This window comes from Streptomyces aurantiacus (assembly GCF_001418335.1).
Lineage (GTDB): Bacteria > Actinomycetota > Actinomycetes > Streptomycetales > Streptomycetaceae > Streptomyces > Streptomyces aurantiacus.
The window spans coordinates 19,600-36,345 of record NZ_LIPP01000035.1 but is presented as its reverse complement, the minus strand read 5'-3'; the positions used below and the strand labels follow the sequence as shown (position 1 = coordinate 36,345).

Below are 16,746 nucleotides of genomic sequence, written 5' to 3'. Positions count from 1 at the left end.
TCCACCTCCACCTCCACCTCCGCCGCCGTAGCCGAGGCCGGGGCCGAGCCGACGCCCGTGGCCGCGGGCCCCTCCCGCCGTCTCTTCGTCTCGCGTGTCGTGGGCGGGGCCGCCGCGGTCGCCGCCGTGGGCACCGTGGGCTACGGGACGTACGGCGTCCTGAACGGGCCCAAGGTGAAGCGGGTCACCGTTCCACTGGCCAAGCTCCCGAGGTCCGCCCACGGGTACCGGATAGCCGTCGTCAGCGACATCCACCTCGGGCCCGTACTGGGGCGCGGGTTCGCCCAGAAGGTCGTCGACACGATCAACTCGACCCAGCCCGACCTGATCGCGGTCGTCGGCGACCTCGTCGACGGCAGTGTGAAGGACCTCGGACCCGCCGCCGCGCCGNNCGTCACCGGCAACCACGAGTACTTCTCCGGCGCCGAGGAATGGGTCGAGCGCGTACGGGAACTGGGGCTGCGCCCGCTGGAGAACGCCCGCACCGAACTGGCCCACTTCGACCTCGCCGGCGTCAACGACGTGGCAGGCGAGGACGAGGGACAGGGGCCCGACTTCGCGAAGGCCCTCGGGGACCGCGACCGGAGCCGGACGTGTGTCCTGCTCGCCCACCAGCCGGTGCAGATCCACGACGCCGTGGACCACGGAGTCGACCTCCAGCTCTCCGGGCACACCCACGGCGGGCAGCTCTGGCCCGGCAACTTCATCGCGGACCTGGCCAATCCGACCCTCGCGGGTCTGGAACGCTACGGCGACACACAGCTGTACGTGTCCCGGGGCGCCGGTGCCTGGGGGCCGCCCACCAGGGTGGGGGCGCCGTCCGACATCACCGTCGTGGAACTGGCCTCCAAGCAGGCCTGACGCCTGCCCAGGTCGGGAGCCCTACGCGGGGCACGACTTCGCCGGCAGGGTCACCGTCACCGCCAGGCCCTCGCCCGGCGCCGTCCGTACCGTCACGTCGCCTCCGTGGGCCTTCACCACGCCCTGGACGATGGCCATGCCCAGGCCGCTGCCCGCGCCGCCGCCCGCCCGGAAGAAGCGGTCGAAGACGCGCGCGGCGTCCTCCTCCGCCAGCCCCGGGCCCTTGTCGGCGACACAGAGGCGTACGCCCGAGTCGTCCCGCGCCAGATCGAGGGTGACGGGAATGTCGGCGGGCGTGTGGGTACGTATGTTGGCCAGCAGGTTGCCCAGGACCTGGCGCAGGCCCGACTCGTCCGCGCGTACGAGGAGGGCTCCGGCGGCGCTCACCGACACCGGGCGGCCGGGCTGCTGGGCCCGCAGGTCCTCGGCCGCGTCGCGCACCAGGCGGCTCAGATCGACGTTCTTGAAGCGCAGCTCGGGCCGCTGGTCGAGGCGGGCCAGCGTGAGCAGTTCGTCGACGAGGCGGGCCATGCGGTCGGCCTCCCCGGTCATCCGGTCCCAGGCACGTTTGCGTTCCGTGGGCTCGCGCAGCATGCCCTTGTCGTACAGCTGGAGGTAGCCGCGGATCGCCGACAGCGGCGTACGCAGTTCGTGCGAGGCGTCCGCGACGAAGCGGCGCAGCTGGGCCGCGCTGCGCTCGCGGGTGCGGTACGCCGACTCGACCTGGTGGAGCATCGAGTTGAGGGCGAGCCGCAGCTGCTCGACCTCCTGGGTGGGGTGGTGGCTGGACGGCACGCGGCGGGCCAGGTCTCCCTCGGCGATCGCCGACGAGGTCTCCACCATGTCCTCCAGGGGCCGCAGCCGCCGGCTCAGACTGAACATCGTCAGGACGGCGAGCAGCGTCAGCAGCAGGACTCCGAAGAACAGATCGAACTTGAGGGCCTTGGCCATTCCCTTGTGCAGCGCGTCGGTCGAGCCGGCGACGAGGACGACGGTGCCGTCGTGCAGCGAGACACCGACGACCCGGAACGGCGAACCGTCGACCGTCACGTCACGCGGGTCCGCGTCGCCGGTGACCGAGCGCGGATCGCCCACCTCGGCGGCGAGGGCCCGCTGGTGCGCGGTCGGTTCGAGGCTGCCGAACGAGCGGGGCCTTCCCTCGGAGTCGACCACCGCGTAGAGCGAGTCCGCGTCCGGCGGGCCGTCCGCCTCCGGCACGTTTCCGTCGCGGATGAAGGCCAGCGTGCTCAGCGAGTCCATCTGCCGCGCCGTCAGCTGCGTGTTCTTCAGCGAGTCCCGCATCCTGAGCAGCTCGGAGTCGACCTGGTCGAGCAGGTAGTACCGCATGCCCATCAGGCTCACCGCCGTCGCCATGACGATGCCGAGCGCCAGCAGCGCCACGTTGGCCAGGGTCAGCTGGCCGCGCAGCGAGTGGATACCGCGGCTCCGGCGGTGCCGGAAGATCATGCGAGCCCGTATCCGACGCCGCGCCGGGTCGTGATCACCGGGGCGCCCAGGGTGTCGAGCTTGCGCCGCAGATAGCTGATGTACGTCTCCACGACGGTCGACTCCGCCGAGTGCTCGTACTGCCAGACGTGCCGCAGCAGCTGCTCCTTGGGCACGATCCGCCCGCCGTTGCGCACCAGGAAGCGCAGCAGCGCGTACTCCGTGGGGGTGAGTTCGACCGTGCGGCCCGCGCGGTGCACCGAGTAGGTCGTCTCGTCCAGCTCCAGGTCGCCGTAGCGCAGCGGTGGGCGCTCGGGGAGGACGTCGGCCGGGCGGGTGCGGCGCAGCACGGCGGTGACCCGGGCGATCACCTCGTCGATGTTGAACGGCTTGGTGATGTAGTCGTCCCCGAAGGAGAGCGCGCCGACGACCTCCGTGGGCGCGTCCCGTGCGGTGAGGAACACCAGGGCCAGGCCGGGTTGCTTCGCGCGCAGTTCGCGGCCGAGTGCCCGGCCGTCGCCGTCCGGGAGCATCACGTCGAGGAGTGCGGCGTCCGGGCGGGTGCGCTCGGCCAGGGTCAGTGCCTGGCGGACGGTCCCGGCCGTCATCACTTCGAAGCGGTGGTAGCGCAGGGCGATGGTCAGGACGTCGGCGATGCTCGGCTCGTCCTCGACGACCAGTACGGTCGCCCCCTCGTGAGCGGTCATGCCCCCAGTATCGGCGCGGGCACCGACAACGGGTCCGGCTCGTGCCTTGGAGTTCCTTGTGAGTCATGGCCCGGTCATGTCCTGGGGGCCGCGCCGGCCCGATGCTGAGCCGCAGGACCTGGGGGACCATCTGTTGGACCGGATAAGGAGCGTTGAGGCGTGACGGCATTGGCACGGTGGTGCTATCGGCACCGGCTGGTGGTCCTGATTCTGTGGGTGGGGGCGGTGTTGGGTCTGGGCTTCGCGGGCTCGGCCGCGGGCACGAACTACGCGGACACCTTCACCCTTCCGAACACGGACTCCACGCGCGCGTACGACCTGATGGAGAAGGCCTTCCCGGAGCGGTCGGGCGACACCGACACGGTGGTGTGGAAGGTCGACGAGGGGACGGTGCGGGACGCGTCCGTACGCTCCCGGATCGAGCCCGCGATCGAGGAGATCGGGCGGATGAAGGGCGTCGGCGAGGTCAGCAGCCCGTACGCCGCCCAGGGGGCCACCCAGATCAGCGAGAACGGGCGGATCGCGTACGCCCAGGTCACCTTCACCGAGCAGGCCAACGGTGTGCCGAAGGCGCTCGTGGAGGACGTCGTCGACACGGCGCAGGACGCCGAACGCGCCGGGCTCCAGGTGGAGCTGGGCGGCCAGGCGATCACCCGCACCCAGGAACCGCCCACCGGCATCGCCGAGACGGTCGGCATCGTGGCCGCGGCGGTCGTCCTCTTCCTCGCCTTCGGCTCGTTCTTCGCGATGCTGCTGCCGCTCGTCGTCGCGATCGCGGCCCTCGGCACCGGTCTGATGGCGACCTCGCTGCTCAGCCATGTCACCGACGTACCCGAAGTGGCTCCGCTGCTCGGCTCGTTGATCGGCCTCGGGGTCGGCATCGACTACGCCCTGTTCATCGTGACGCGGCACCGCAGGGGCATCCTGCGCGGCATGAAGCCGGAGGAGGCCGCCGTCACGGCCCTCAACACCTCGGGCCGCGCCGTGCTGTTCGCCGGTGGCACCGTGTGCATCGCGCTCGCCGGCATGCTGGTGATGAACATGCGCTTCCTGGACGGTGTGGTCGTCGCGACCTCGCTGACGGTCGTGCTGAGCGTGCTCGCCGCGATCACCCTGCTGCCCGCGCTCCTCGGGCTGCTCGGGGTGCGGGTGCTGAGCCGCAGGCAGCGCCGCAAGCTGGCCGCCTCGGGCCCGGAGCCGGCCGAGGCGAGCGGACTCGCCGCCCGCTGGTCCGGGTACGTGCAGAAGCGGCCGCGGTGGATCGCCGCCGGGGCGCTGCTCGTGATGATGGTCCTGGCGCTGCCCGTCCTGTCGATCCGGCTCGGCGCCACCGACCAGGGCAACCACCAGGAGTCCACCACCACACGGCAGGCGTACGACCTGCTGGCCGAGGGCTTCGGGCCCGGCTTCAACGGTCCGCTCCAGGTGGTCGTGGACGGCGGTGCTGCCGGAGACGCCGGGAAGGTGGACGCGCTCGTCTCGACGATCCGCTCGACCGAGGGGGTCGCCCAGGCCGCCGCCGCGCCGCCCGCCAAGGGCATCACGGTGATCCAGGTCGTGCCCACCACGTCACCGCAGTCCGAGGAGACGGACCAGCTGATCGACCGGCTGCGGGACGGCGTGATCCCGGCGTCCGGTGCCGAGGCCCATGTGGGCGGTGTGACCGCGGTCTTCAAGGACTTCGCGGCCGTCACGGGGGACCGGCTGCCCTACTTCGTCGCGGCGATCATCTCGCTCGGCTTCCTGCTGCTGATGGTGGCCTTCCGCTCCCTGGTGGTGCCGCTGACGGCCGCCCTGATGAACCTGATCGCGGCCGCGGCGTCCTTCGGAGTGATCGTCGCGATCTTCCAGTGGGGCTGGGGCGCGGGACTCCTCGGCCTCGGCAAGGAGGGGCCGATCACCGCCTTCCTGCCGGTCATCATGCTGTCCCTGCTCTTCGGGCTCTCGATGGACTACCAGGTGTTCCTGGTGAGCCGTATGCACGAGGAATGGGTGCACACGAAGGACAACGCGCGTGCGGTCCGGGTCGGCCTCGCGGAGACCAGCCGGGTCATCAACTGCGCGGCCCTGATCATGATCTGCGTGTTCTCCGCGTTCGTGCTCAGCGGTGACATGGAGGGCGCGATGGCGGGCATCGGGCTCGCGGCGGCGGTCGCGTTGGACGCGTTCATCCTGCGTACGGCCCTGGTGCCGGCCGCGATGCACCTCCTGGGGAACTCCAACTGGTGGCTGCCCGCAGGCCTGGAGAAGCGGCTGCCGCACCTGGCGGTGGAGCCCCGCGAGGAGGAGGCCCCCGAGCCCCCGGCGCCCGCGCCCGGTGTCGGCGGCGGTTCCACCGTGATCCACGGCTTCGTCCGCACCCAGGACGGCGCGCCCGTCGAGGGCGCCGCGCTGACCCTGCTCTCCAAGGGCGGCCGGCAGCTCGACCGGGTGACGTCGCTGGCCGACGGCTCGTACATCGTCTCGGTCCCGTCCGCGGGCTCGTACCTGCTGGCCGTGACGGCCGAGGAGCACCCGTCCAGGGCCCGCCATGTGATGGTCGGCGCGGAACCGCTGGTCTACGACGTGGAGCTGGCGGACGACGAGGTGGACGCGGTGAACTGACCGCGCCCTCCGAAGCTCCGGTGGCGGTTTGCGAAAGCGGCGCGGGCCGCCACCGGATTTTTTGGCGGGCTTTATTGCGGCGCTGCGTCGGTCTTCGCGGCGCCGCGTCGGGTTCCGGTCTCCTTGGCCCGGCCGGTCTTCTTGGCCGGGCCGGTCTTCTTGGCCGGGTCCGGCAGGGAGTTCGTCATCCCCGGCAGGAAGTCGGTGAACAGTTCGTGCACCTCGCGGACCAGGGGCCGCAGGACGCGGAAACGGGCCAGCGAGACGCCGAGCGAGGTGAGGCGGGCGCCGCGTTCGGCGAGGCGGTAGCTGCGTTCACGGCCATCCGTCCGGTCGAAGACCCAGTACAGGACCAGGCCCATCTGGGAGAGCCACAGCAACTCCGGGAGTACCTCCCGCAGTTCCTCCGGCACCTTGGCCTTGGAACCGGCGAGCACCTCGCGGCAGACGCCGATGGCCTCCACGCGCGCGTGCTCCGACTCGGGCGAGAAGGGGCTGAGCGGGCTGTCCGGATCGGCGGCGTTCTTGAAGAACTGCACCGCGAATTCGTGGTACGGCGTCGCCACGTCCAGCCACGCCTTCAGGACCCCGGCGATCCGCGCCTCCAGATCCTTCTCCCCGTCGAGGACCTCGCGGACCGCCAGGCGGTGCTCGGCGGCCATCCGGTCGTAGAAGCCCTGGATCAGGTGTTCCTTGCCGGCGAAGTAGTAGTACGCGTTGCCGACGGAGACCCCGGCCTCCTGGGCGATGGCCCGCATCGTTGTCTTCTCGTAACCCCGCTCCTGGAACAGGCGCATCGCCGTCTCCAGGATGAGGGCCCGGGTCTGCTCGCTCTTGGCGGGCGTACGCGAGGGGCCGGGACTCCCGGACGCCGCGGGACCGCCCGGGCTCGGGGCACTGTCGTTCGCTGCTGGCACGGGACAGAGCCTAACGAGGCGGACAGGCGCCGCCGGCGCAGGCGGGCGGGTTGTAGGTCCAGCCCACGGCCTGGTCGTACGTCCACCCGTCGGCCCCGGTGTACGTACTCCCGCCCCACGTACCCTCCCGGCGCGCCCACAGCCCCCCGCGCCACTTGGCGGCGGCGAGCACCACGCCCCGCGCCAGGCGGGCCCCGGCCGGGGTGCTGAGCCGGTGGGCCGTCGGGCGGTGCTCGGCGAGCGCCCACAGGGTGACGACCCAGGCGGAGGCGCCCCGGTAGACCTGGCCCCCGTCACCGATCACGGTGATCTCCTCCAGCGTGGCGGCGTGGTCGAGCCCCGGGAAGCGGCGCGCGGCTTCGGGCGACCCTGCGGCCACCAGCTCCAGGGGCACCAACTGCGGCTGCCGTACGAGCCAGTCGCGCAGGAAGGCGCAGAGCGAGCACCCGGCGTCGTACAGGACGGTGAGCCCGCGGACCGGGACGCGCGAGGCGTCCCGGTCCGGGCCGGCGGCGGTGGCCACCGCGGTCACGCGCCGGCCGTCGGCGCGACCCAGCCCTGCGGCGGCACGGGCGGCAGCTGCTCGCGCTCCATCAGGCCCCGGCGCCGGATCTTGTTGAGCACGTACACGTTCCCCAGGTGCATGGCGCCGAGGACCAGGAGCACCACACCGAGCTTCGTCGACAGGGCCTCGAACACGCCACGGGCGTCGGCGATCTCGTCGTCCTGGTTGAGATAGAGCGCCACGAACCCGAGATTCACCAGGTAGAAGCCGACCACCAGAAGGTGGTTGACGGCGTCCGCGAGCTTCTCGTTCCCGTGGAGCACGTCGGCCAGGAAGATCCGCCCGTTGTGGCTGAGGGTCCGCGCCACCCAGACCGTCAGCGCGACGCTGATCAGCAGATATATGACATAAGCAACGACCGTGAGGTCCATGTCCCCGCCTCTTCTCAACTTCTTGAACACGTTCAAAACGCTGTCGAGAGAGAATGTAGACGGGTTTTTGAACGTGTTCAAGTCGCTTGCTGGGCGCCGCGGGTGTGACGTGCGCCTCGCCACCTGGAGCTGGAGCTGGGCTGGGGGGGGGCGGGGCTCAGTCGGTGTCGGCGCGTGCGTGTGCGCGTGCCAACTCGGGCCGCTTGGTGTAGTCCGTGAAGCCGATGACGTTGCCCCAGGGGTCGGCGATCTCGACGGTCCAGCCGGTGGCCACGGAGAGGGGCGCGTCGAGGGGCTCCACGCCGGCGGCGGCGAGGGCGTCGGCCTTCCCCCTGGCGTTCCGCACCTCGATCCACACGCGGGGCGAGGCCCAGGCGGGCGGCCGGTGCCCGAGCCCGTCCTCCAGGCGCAGCAGCACCCCGGGCGTCTCCCTGCCGACCTTCAGCCCCGCGATCCCGGCCTCGTCGAGCCGGAACCCGAGAGCGAACCCGGCCCGCCGGTAGAAGTCCACGGCCTCGTCGAGGTCGCCCACCGGGAGAAGGACGTTGTCGAAACCGAGCAGTTCGTACGACTCATCGTCTGACATACCGTCAGGCTAGGCCGCGGACCGGAGCGGGCGGGGGAGCCGGCGGGGAGAGGGCCGGGCGGTCACCCGTGTGGCGTCCGGGGGGTCGGTCACTCGTTCGGCTGAGCGGGCGGTCATTGCTCGTGGGCGCGCCGAACCAACGAACGAGACTCCGTCTCATGGAAGTACCAAGGGGAGCCGCATTCGAGGACGGGCTGGTGGATGGGCTGGAGGACGGTACGAAGGACGGGCGGTACGACGAACTCGACGACGAGTTGGCGTACGGCCGGCCGATCCCGCCCGCCGAGGGCTGGACGGCGGACGACCTCGACCGGATTCCGGACCTTCGGCCGCACACGGAACTGATCGACGGGGGCCTCGTCTTCAGAACTCCGCAGACTCGATTCCACTCACGCACGCTGAGTCTCCTGGAACACGCCCTCCTGGACCGGGTGCCGGATCACCTGGACGTCTATCGGGAGTTCACGGTCAAGCTGGACCGTCGGAACAGACCGGAACCAGACCTGATGGTGGTCGCGGCGGAGGCGGCCACGGCCCCCGACCAGACCTGGCTCAAGGCCGAGGACGTACTCCTGGCGGCCGAAGTCGTCTTGCCCGACTCCCGCCAACGGGACCACGAGGTCAAGCCCCGCAAGTACGCGGCGGCCGGGGTACCGCACTTCTGGCGGGTGGAGATGGACGAGGACAAGGGCCTCCCCGTTGTCTACGTCTACGAACTCGACCCCGCCACGAAGTCGTACGGCCTCACCGGCATCTTCCACGACCGTCTCAAAGCCACGGCACCTTTCGACATCGAGATCGACCTGACGGCCGTCGACCGGCGCCCGGGTGCTTCGGGGGGCGCTGCGCAGGGGTGACACTACGATCGCTCCGAGCACTGCCGGCGTTGGAGACATAACGTGATGCGATCCGACCTGTACGCCGCCTATCTTTCTCGCGTCCGGAGTCCAGAGCGGGCCACCGCGCTCGCTTGGCTCCGTCAAGCCCTCGCTGATGAACTTGACGGTTCCATGAAAGTGGCAGGGTTCAAACGGGCGGCTCGTAGTGTTTCATATTCTCGCCGCTGGGGTGAGGGCAGGCAGAAAGTTGACTTCGAGCTTATTGTTCGGCCTCGTTATGCATCGGATTCAATTCAAGTGTCATTGAGTGTTTCATTCGTGCACGCCAGTATTTCTGATGTTGCTCGCAGGATGCTACCGGAGGGCGCCGAAGATGTGGTGCGGAATGATGTGGTTGAACGATCTGTTCTCGACCAAGTCATGCGGAACCCATCCGTTTTAGTATTCCGTAATGAGTGTGAGCTTCGAGATTCGGTTAATATCCTGAAGGGCTGGATAAATTCCTCGATAGTCCCATATATGGATGCGAGAAGCTCGGTGGAGGGGCTTGTTCGCGAAAACGTTCGGTCGCTCATGGGTAATATGGGCGATGGATTTGCGCGGGGGCCGCGCCCCGTGGTGCTGGCGGCCATGCAGAAATTCCTAGGCTGTTCTGATGATGCTTTGGCGATACTTGAATTCTCCTATCCGCCGGATGCTTTGGAGCGCACCTATTACAGTCGTGCATTCAGAGAGCTCATGCAGAGTGGCCACTGATTGGATGATGACGTCGGCGTCTGCAACGGACAAGGCTCCTGTGCGGTTGAGGGAGGGGTTCGACGTCTCAACCGGTCGGCGCATAAGCCTTGTTGGCGGCCTGTTCTGCTGTACATGACCTGCCTCATGCCCTGTCGGTGAGCGGGACGGGGCAGGACAGGAAGTGCCGTCCTGGCTATATCGGTCAGCGCTTCCTCGCTCGCTCCGGCCTTGCCCAGTGCTTCAATGCCGCGCAGTTCGGCGAGCACCGGCGCAGCCGGCTTTGGCCAGTTCGGCGGCGCCATCCTCTACCTGCTGCTCGTCGAGCTTCCTGGTCGTGCCCCGGGTGCGGCTCCCTCGTTCTTGACTGTCTCGTCCATAACGGTTAGCGTTCTGGACGGGACGGTCAAGAATTGAGGAGTGGACGCGTGATGAACCAAGTACTCGCAGGCAAGGTGGCAGTGGTCACCGGAGCCGGCAGCGGCATCGGGCTCGCCATCGCCAGGCGGTTCGCCGCGGAGGGGGCACGGGTGTTCCTGGCCGGTCGCCGTCAGGAGCCGCTCGACGCGGCCGTCGCCGAGATCGGGTCGGCGGCCACCGGTGTGCGGACCGACGTTTCGGTACAGACGGACCTCGACGACCTCTACTCGGTCGTGCGCGAGGAGGCGGGCCGCATCGACGTACTGGTCGCCAACGCCGGCGGCGGTGTCCCCCAGCGTCTCGGTGAGATCACAGAAGAAGCCATCGACGCCACCTTCGGCACGAACGTGAAGGGCACGATCTTCACCGTGCAGAAGGCGCTGCCTCTGCTGTCGGACGGCGCCTCGATCGTGGTGACAGGATCGACCAACGCCCTCCGCACCACACCGGGCCTGGAAATCTACGGCGCATCGAAGGCAGCGGTGCGCAACCTGGTGCGCAGCTGGGCGCTCAGCGCGCAGGAACGCAACTTCCGGGTGAACGTGCTGAGCCCCGGCCCGACCGAGACCCCGGGCCTGATCGGCGCCGTGGGCCCGGACCACCAACTCGCCTCGCAGGTGCCGCTCGGCAGGATCGGCCGCTCGGACGAGATCGCCGCCGTGGCGACGTTCCTGGCCTCGGACGCCTCCAGTTACGTCAACGGCGCCGACTGGTTCGTCGACGGAGGCTCGGCGCAGGTCTGACCGCGCGGCTCAGCCGGCGCGGGTGCGGGACACCATCGCCGGCCTGGCGCAGGGTGCCACTTCGCCGGTGTGGTGATGCAGGTCGTTGGGGCGGTCGAAGTGACTGTTCGGCCGGGATCGGAAGGCTGTAGACGGCCTCGTCGTGCTTTTGACCCGTCGGGAGCGTCTCCGGTGCGTACTCACCGTCATCATGGCCAAGGCCGTAGGCGTGAGAAGAGTACGGCGTCCAGCTCCGCACGCAGCAACTCGCGCCGTTCGCCATCCCAGCGGAACGGGGCACCCTCGTACCCGTTGTCGTTCCCCCCGGGTGCACGGGAAATTGAACGGAAGGCCCACCTGCCGTAGAGCAGAGATATATGGGCATATCGTCCGGCCGTCCGGAGCTGTGGTCGTGCAGTCATGCGGCAGGCTCTGCGTCGGTCGCCTCGGTGAGATCCGGTCAAGTTCCATCAACTTACCGGTCATTGAGGTCTCGCTTCCAAGCAAAATCTTGACAAGTAAATGATCACTCGGGGTAATGTCCGCTCGCCATACGGTCACAGAATTTTCACAAGTGACGTACGAGGGGTGGGAGATGGGGAGCATTCGTGCACGCTGGCTCGGCATGGGCGCAGCTCTCGTGCTGGCCGCGGGGGGCCTGAGCTCGGCGTCTTCAGCGGTGGCGGCGGTCGCCTGCCCGTCGGGTGTGGAGTCTGATTTCAACGGCGACGGACAACGGGATGTGGCGATCGCCGATCCTGAGGCGACGGTCGCCGGGCATGCTGATGCCGGTGCGGTGCATGTGGTATATGGCAGCGGCGAGGGCAACCTGGAGCTGTCGCAGGACTCGGCCAACGCGCCCGGGGCGCCGGAGGACGGTGACCGGTTCGGGCACTCCCTCGCGGTGTACGACGCGAATCTGGACGGCTGCAGTGACCTTGTGGTCGGCATTCCGTACGAGGACCTGTCGGTGACGCCTGCCTCGGGGACGGCGGTGAACTACCGCGACGCCGGAACGGTGCAGATCTTCTACGGCGCGCCGGCCGGGCTGGGGGCGGGCCCGGCGGTTAAGGAGATTCTCCAGGGCGAGGGCAAGCACTTGGAGGGGCTGGCCGAGCACGAGGACTGGATCGGCTACGCGCTCGCGGCGGGGAAGTCGTCGAGTGGCGTTCCGTTCCTGGCGGTCGGCGGCCCGGGTGAGGACCTCGGCACCGTCACGGACGCCGGGGCGGTGTTCTACCTGTCGGGTACCGCGCTGACGAAAGTGACGGTGCAGCAGGACACCGTGGTGGCCGGAGACGTGCCAGGCATCGCGGAGCAGGACGACCGGTTCGGTTCGTCGCTCGCGGCGACGCCGACGCATCTTGCGGTCGGGGTTCCAGGGGAGGCGCTGGACACGGTGACCTTCGCCGGTGCCGCGACAGTGTTCAGCCACACGCTGGTGTCCAACTCGCCCAAGCCGTTGATCGGTCTGGCGCAGGACCAGGACGCGATCAGTGGTGCGGGGGAGACGGCGGACCGGTTCGGTACCGCGCTGGCGATGGTTCCCTTCCGGCCGTCCGGTGCCACCAGTACGACTGAGTCCCTGTTGGCGGTCGGCGTGCCGGGTGAGGACCTGGTCGCCACGACCGACGCGGGCGGCGTACACATCTTCCGGCTCACGGCTTCGGGCACGGCGACGCAGACCGCGTGGGTCGACCAGGACATCGGTGAGATGGAGGGCGAGTCCGAGGCGGGTGACTTCTTCGGGCAGCAGCTCGCGGCCGTCAACTCCTCACCGAACGCGACGAGCACGGCCACCACCACCCGTCTGGCGGTCGGCGCGCCGGGCGAGGAGTGGCAGCAGGAAGACCTGGAGAAGGGAGGCGTGCAGATCATGGCCATGGTCGGTGAACCGGGCGCGGACAACTCCTGGGTCGATCCCGGGTACGGCGTGGGTGAGGCGGCGGGGCCGCACATGTACACCGGGATGAGCCTGGGTGCGACACCGGATCTGCTGTATGTCGGCGTTCCCTATGGCGAGCCGGAGGCCCGGGCGGTCCATGGCTTTTCGTGGCAGGTGGCCAACGGTGGTGCTCCGACGGTGAGTTACAAGCCGGGCGCCGGTGGGATTCCTGCCGGTGGCAAGGCGTTCGGCGCGGTGGTGCGGTGATGGCGGTCCAGCGCGGTACTTCTGCATTCCTTCACGCGTTGCGGCAGGCCGGAGAGAGCAGAACCTTGTCCAGACGTACAGGACGTGGGGTGGCGCTGCGCGCTGCCGTGGCGGCGACGCTTGCCGGGGCCGTAGTGGCGACCGGGCTGACGTTGAGCGCCGCGCCGGGTCCGGAAACGGACAGTACGGGCGATAAGGCGCCCATAGCGGCGTCCGGCCCGGCCCGGACGGAGTCGGCTGCGCTGGCCGCGGCGGACCAGAGCGGTGAGCCGGTCGAGGTGGTGGGGCTGCGCTCGGAGCGGCGTGAGGTGTTCGCGCAACCTGACGGGACTTTTCAGGCGAGGGAGTACACCGAGCCGGTCCGCATGATCCGGGCGGGCAAGTGGGTCGAGATCGATGAGGCCCTGGTGAAGCGGGAGGACGGGCGGTGGGGGCCGAAGGCGGCCACCGTGGATGTGTCCTTCGCGGGCGGGGCGAAGGACGAACCGTTCGTGACTCTGCGCCGGGCAGGCCGGGAGATGTCGCTGACGTGGCCCGACGGTGTGCTGCCCGCACCGAAGATCGAGGGGAGCACGGCGACGTACGCGGAGGTCCATCCCGGTGTCGACCTGGTGGTGCGGGCCGAGGCCGACGGGTTCGGGCACCTGTTGGTGGTCAAGACGCCGGAGGCGGCGGCCACCCCTGAGATCGCGAAGATCGACCTTGGGCTGAAGACTGTCGGGCTGAAGGTCACGGAGGACGCCTCCGGGGCGATCGTTGCCAGGGACGAAGCTGTCGACGGCACGGTCTTCGAAGCGGCCAAGCCCAGGATGTGGGACTCGGCAGCGACTGCTGAGAGCGGTGCGCGGTCCGGTGGTCCCACCGCGGTGACGCGATCACTGGCAGCAGCCGCGCAGGACGGCGAGCAGGAGGGCGAGCCTGCCCTGGAAGGGCCGGGCGGCGGCGGTCGCACCGCGCCGTTGGAGGTCGAGCTCAGCAAGGACGCGTTGACACTTACCCCCGACCAGGCCCTGTTCAGGGACGCCGACACGGTATGGCCGGTAGTGATCGATCCGATCCAGCGCACCACGCCCCGTACATCGTGGACCGGTGTGATGTCGGGGATGCCGTCCGAACAGGACTGGAAGTACTCCGGGGACGCCGGCGTGGGCCAGTGCCCCACCGACTACAACCCGGTCTCCTGCAACGGCGTGGGCGTGCGGCGGCTGCTGTTCACGATGCCGATGTCGTTCTACAGGGACAAGCAGATCCTGGGCACGACGTTCTCCGCCCGGGTGGCCCACATCTACAGCGCGAGTCCGACCGCCGAGCCGATCCGGCTCTACCGGGTCGGCGGCAAGAATCGTTCCCTGACTTCCTCCAGCGACTGGAACAGCACCAAGGACGACTGGAGTGATCACCTGGCGACCGTCGACAAGGCGATCTCCCCGACCTCGTGCAGCAGCCAGGCCAATCTGCACTTCGAGAGCGGCGCATCCGGGGAACTGACAGGCGCGGTCAGGACGGCCGCCACGGACGGCTGGTCCTCGATGACTCTGGGGCTGCGAGCCACGGACGAGTCGCGGTTCGCGGAGTGGAAGCGGATCTGCGGCAACGCCTACCTTTCGGTCAGCTACAACAACCTGCCCGGGAAGATCTCCACTGCGAAGATGTCCTCCGACCCGGGCGGCTCCTGCAAGTGGGGTACTTCGCGCCCGTACGCGGAGGAGCCCCCGGGGCTGACCGCCTACGCCTCGGACCCTGACCACGGAAACGGGCGCACGGACAAGGTGAAGGTGCAGTTCAAGGTGGCGTGGACGCCGAAGGGCGGGACGGCGGAGACTTCGTACACCTACGACACGTCCTATCTGTCACCGACCTCCACCACGCCGTTCAAGCACCGGGTGAAGGCGAGCATCCCGGAAGGCGTGGTCATCTACTGGAGTGCCCGTGCCTACGACGGGGACGGCTGGGGGCCGTGGAGCACGGACGGTGATCCGCAGCGGTGCGAGTTCATTCTGGACAAGACCAAACCGGGCAAGCCGCTGGTGAACTCGCGAGAGTATCCCTCGGATTCCGTCGAACACGACGGGGTGGGCACGGTGGGAACCTTCGCCTTCGCGCCCAATCCGAACGACTCCATCGCGGACACCGACGTGGTGTCCTTCCGGTACGGCTTCAACAGCGACGCCGACCCCGTCACGGCTGCCACCCCGTCCAAGGCCGGCGGTTCGGTCTCGGTGACGTGGACGCCGACGAAGTGGGGCCGCAACTGGGTGGAAGTCATCTCGGTGGACAAGGCGGGTAACGCAGGCACCAAAGCCCGTTACGAGTTCCTGGTCACCGAGGGCAAGCCGGCTGCCGCGCAGTGGAACCTCGCGGATGTGGCGGGCAGCGCCTCGGCGCACGACGAACGCGGCGAGTACGCGGCCGACGCGGGCTCCGGGGTCACCTTCGGGGTGGCCGGCCCGGGTGGCAAGGCGGACGTGGCGGCCTCCTTCGACGGCAGCACGGACGCCTACCTCGACTCGGTCAACACCGTGCTGGACACCGCCAAGAGCTTCAGCGTCAGTGCCTGGGTCCGGCCCACCGACCTCAGCCGGGACATGGCCGTCGTCAGCCAGGACGGCACCGGAGTGCCCGGCTTCACCCTCGGCTACGACACCACGGCAGGTACCTGGGCGTTCGGCACCTCCGTGACGGACGTGGACACGCTCGGTGAATGGAAGGCAGTGGCCACGAATATCACCCCGGTCAAGGACCAGTGGGCCCTGCTGACCGGCGTGTACGACGCGAACGCGAGTGGCGGACCGCAGCTACGGCTGTATGTCAACAAGACATCCGTGGGCACAGCGCAGCGCCGCTCCGTCTGGAAGACCTACGGTCCGCTCCAGATCGGCCGGTCGACGGCGAAGAGCGGCTACCGCGACCACTTCAAGGGTGACCTCGCCGAAGTCCGGGTCTTCGACCGGGTGCTGCCGGCTTCGCAGGTCGCGGAACTGATGACGATCAAGCCGACGCGTAAGGGCTACTGGCAGCTCGATGCCGCCAGCGGCACCACGTCGGTGGAGACCGGTGGCGGACAGGGACTGACGCTGGCAGGCAACGCCAAGGTCTACCAGCCTGCGCCGCCTGATCCCGATGACCCGTTCTCCTCGGTCGATCCACCGGCCCTGGTCGGCGCCGGGCATCTGCTCCTGGACGGCGCGGGCGACTATGCGGCCACCGCGGCCGCACCGTCCACCGGGGCGAGCAGCTTCACCGTCACCGCCCGTGCGCAGTTGACCAGCATCGATGGCACTGTCCCGCAGACGGTGCTCTCGCTGCCGGGCACGGCGGCCAACCGGGTCCAGGTGCGCTTCCGCCCCGACCCGGACGGCGGTATCGATTCACGCTGGGAGCTGGCGGTGGCGGGGGCGGACTCCACATCGTCGGCGGTGAAGGTGTTCCAGGACGATCAGGAGCTCCCCGACACCGGCGGTTCGGGCCAGCACCTGGCGGTGGTCTACGACGCCTTCGCCAACGAGATCCGTCTCTACGTGGAAGGCCAACTGGCCAGTACCGCCTACGGCATGGACAACACGCTGTGGTCCACCACCAAGGGACTGCAGGTCGGGCGCTCGGCACTCGGCTCGGCGGAGTACTTCGCCGGGGCGATCGACGAGGTCCGCGCGTACGACGGGGCTGTCGACCAGGCGGTCGTGAACCAGATGTCCCTCCTGACCGCAGTACCCGACATGTAGTGCCCCTCCGGGAGCGGGGTGCCAAGAACCCCGCCCCCGTCCAGCGCTTCGTACCACTTCCTTCTCATGCTCTTGCCGCGTGCCGGGCCGCCATGTCCG

Annotated in this window: 13 protein-coding genes and 1 pseudogene; 8 read left to right on the top strand and 6 right to left on the bottom strand. The window is 69.2% G+C overall.

All coding sequences use genetic code 11. The annotated features are described in order from the left end of the window. Both AOK01_RS44720 and AOK01_RS44715 read left to right on the top strand, forming a co-directional pair. Positions 1-390 (top strand): annotated as a pseudogene (locus AOK01_RS44720) (metallophosphoesterase); the annotation flags it as partial. Positions 391-392: 2 nt separating this feature from the next. Then, positions 393-861: metallophosphoesterase (locus AOK01_RS44715; RefSeq protein WP_425424718.1), on the top strand; the 469-nt coding region annotated here is incomplete at its 5' end. A gap of 21 nt (positions 862-882) precedes the next feature. Here the strand turns inward: AOK01_RS44715 and AOK01_RS05490 are convergent. Continuing rightward, on the bottom strand, positions 883-2,328 hold the full coding sequence (locus AOK01_RS05490) for a sensor histidine kinase (RefSeq protein ID WP_055508985.1): 1,446 nt from the start codon (positions 2,326-2,328) through the stop codon (positions 883-885). Further along, positions 2,325-3,014 (bottom strand): response regulator transcription factor, encoded by a 690-nt coding sequence (locus AOK01_RS05485; RefSeq protein WP_055508983.1) that lies wholly within the window; start codon positions 3,012-3,014, stop codon positions 2,325-2,327. Before AOK01_RS05485 ends, AOK01_RS05490 begins: the two co-directional genes overlap by 4 nt. A gap of 168 nt (positions 3,015-3,182) precedes the next feature. Here AOK01_RS05485 and AOK01_RS05480 point away from each other — a divergent pair, with 168 nt between their 5' ends. After that, on the top strand, positions 3,183-5,618 hold the full coding sequence (locus AOK01_RS05480) for an MMPL family transporter (RefSeq protein WP_055508981.1): 2,436 nt from the start codon (positions 3,183-3,185) through the stop codon (positions 5,616-5,618). A 71-nt stretch (positions 5,619-5,689) separates the two neighbouring features. On the opposite strand, the gene AOK01_RS05475 is transcribed toward AOK01_RS05480, so the two are convergent. From AOK01_RS05475 to AOK01_RS05460, 4 genes are all read right to left on the bottom strand, one after another. After that, the gene (locus AOK01_RS05475) at positions 5,690-6,535 is read right to left on the bottom strand and encodes a TetR/AcrR family transcriptional regulator (RefSeq protein ID WP_055508979.1); all 846 of its coding nucleotides are present in this window, start codon (positions 6,533-6,535) and stop codon (positions 5,690-5,692) included. Between the two features lie 10 nt (positions 6,536-6,545). Continuing rightward, complete coding sequence (locus AOK01_RS05470) at positions 6,546-7,067, bottom strand: thiol-disulfide oxidoreductase DCC family protein (protein ID WP_055508977.1); 522 nt, start codon at positions 7,065-7,067, stop codon at positions 6,546-6,548. Then, complete coding sequence (locus AOK01_RS05465; RefSeq protein ID WP_055508975.1) at positions 7,064-7,471, bottom strand: hypothetical protein; 408 nt, start codon at positions 7,469-7,471, stop codon at positions 7,064-7,066. The genes AOK01_RS05470 and AOK01_RS05465 overlap by 4 nt, the downstream gene beginning before the upstream one ends. A 157-nt stretch (positions 7,472-7,628) precedes the next feature. Then, a complete protein-coding gene (locus AOK01_RS05460) occupies positions 7,629-8,057 on the bottom strand; it encodes a VOC family protein (protein WP_055508973.1) in 429 nt (142 codons plus the stop codon). 158 nt (positions 8,058-8,215) lie between these two features. On the opposite strand from AOK01_RS05460, the gene AOK01_RS05455 reads away from it, so the two are divergent. The 5 genes from AOK01_RS05455 (at position 8,216) to AOK01_RS05440 (ending at position 16,647) form a co-directional block, all read left to right on the top strand. Further along, a complete protein-coding gene (locus AOK01_RS05455; RefSeq protein WP_079103177.1) occupies positions 8,216-8,914 on the top strand; it encodes a Uma2 family endonuclease in 699 nt (232 codons plus the stop codon). A gap of 42 nt (positions 8,915-8,956) precedes the next feature. Continuing rightward, positions 8,957-9,652, top strand: coding sequence for a hypothetical protein (locus AOK01_RS43380; RefSeq protein WP_157871194.1), 696 nt, complete (start codon positions 8,957-8,959; stop codon positions 9,650-9,652). A gap of 410 nt (positions 9,653-10,062) precedes the next feature. Beyond that, positions 10,063-10,794 (top strand): SDR family NAD(P)-dependent oxidoreductase, encoded by a 732-nt coding sequence (locus tag AOK01_RS05450; protein WP_055508971.1) that lies wholly within the window; start codon positions 10,063-10,065, stop codon positions 10,792-10,794. Between the two features lie 604 nt (positions 10,795-11,398). Beyond that, positions 11,399-12,925: an FG-GAP repeat domain-containing protein gene (locus AOK01_RS05445; protein WP_245702111.1), complete on the top strand. Its 1,527-nt coding sequence runs from the start codon at positions 11,399-11,401 to the stop codon at positions 12,923-12,925. A gap of 89 nt (positions 12,926-13,014) precedes the next feature. Continuing rightward, positions 13,015-16,647 (top strand): LamG domain-containing protein, encoded by a 3,633-nt coding sequence (locus AOK01_RS05440; protein WP_055508966.1) that lies wholly within the window; start codon positions 13,015-13,017, stop codon positions 16,645-16,647. Positions 16,648-16,746 lie beyond the last annotated feature (99 nt).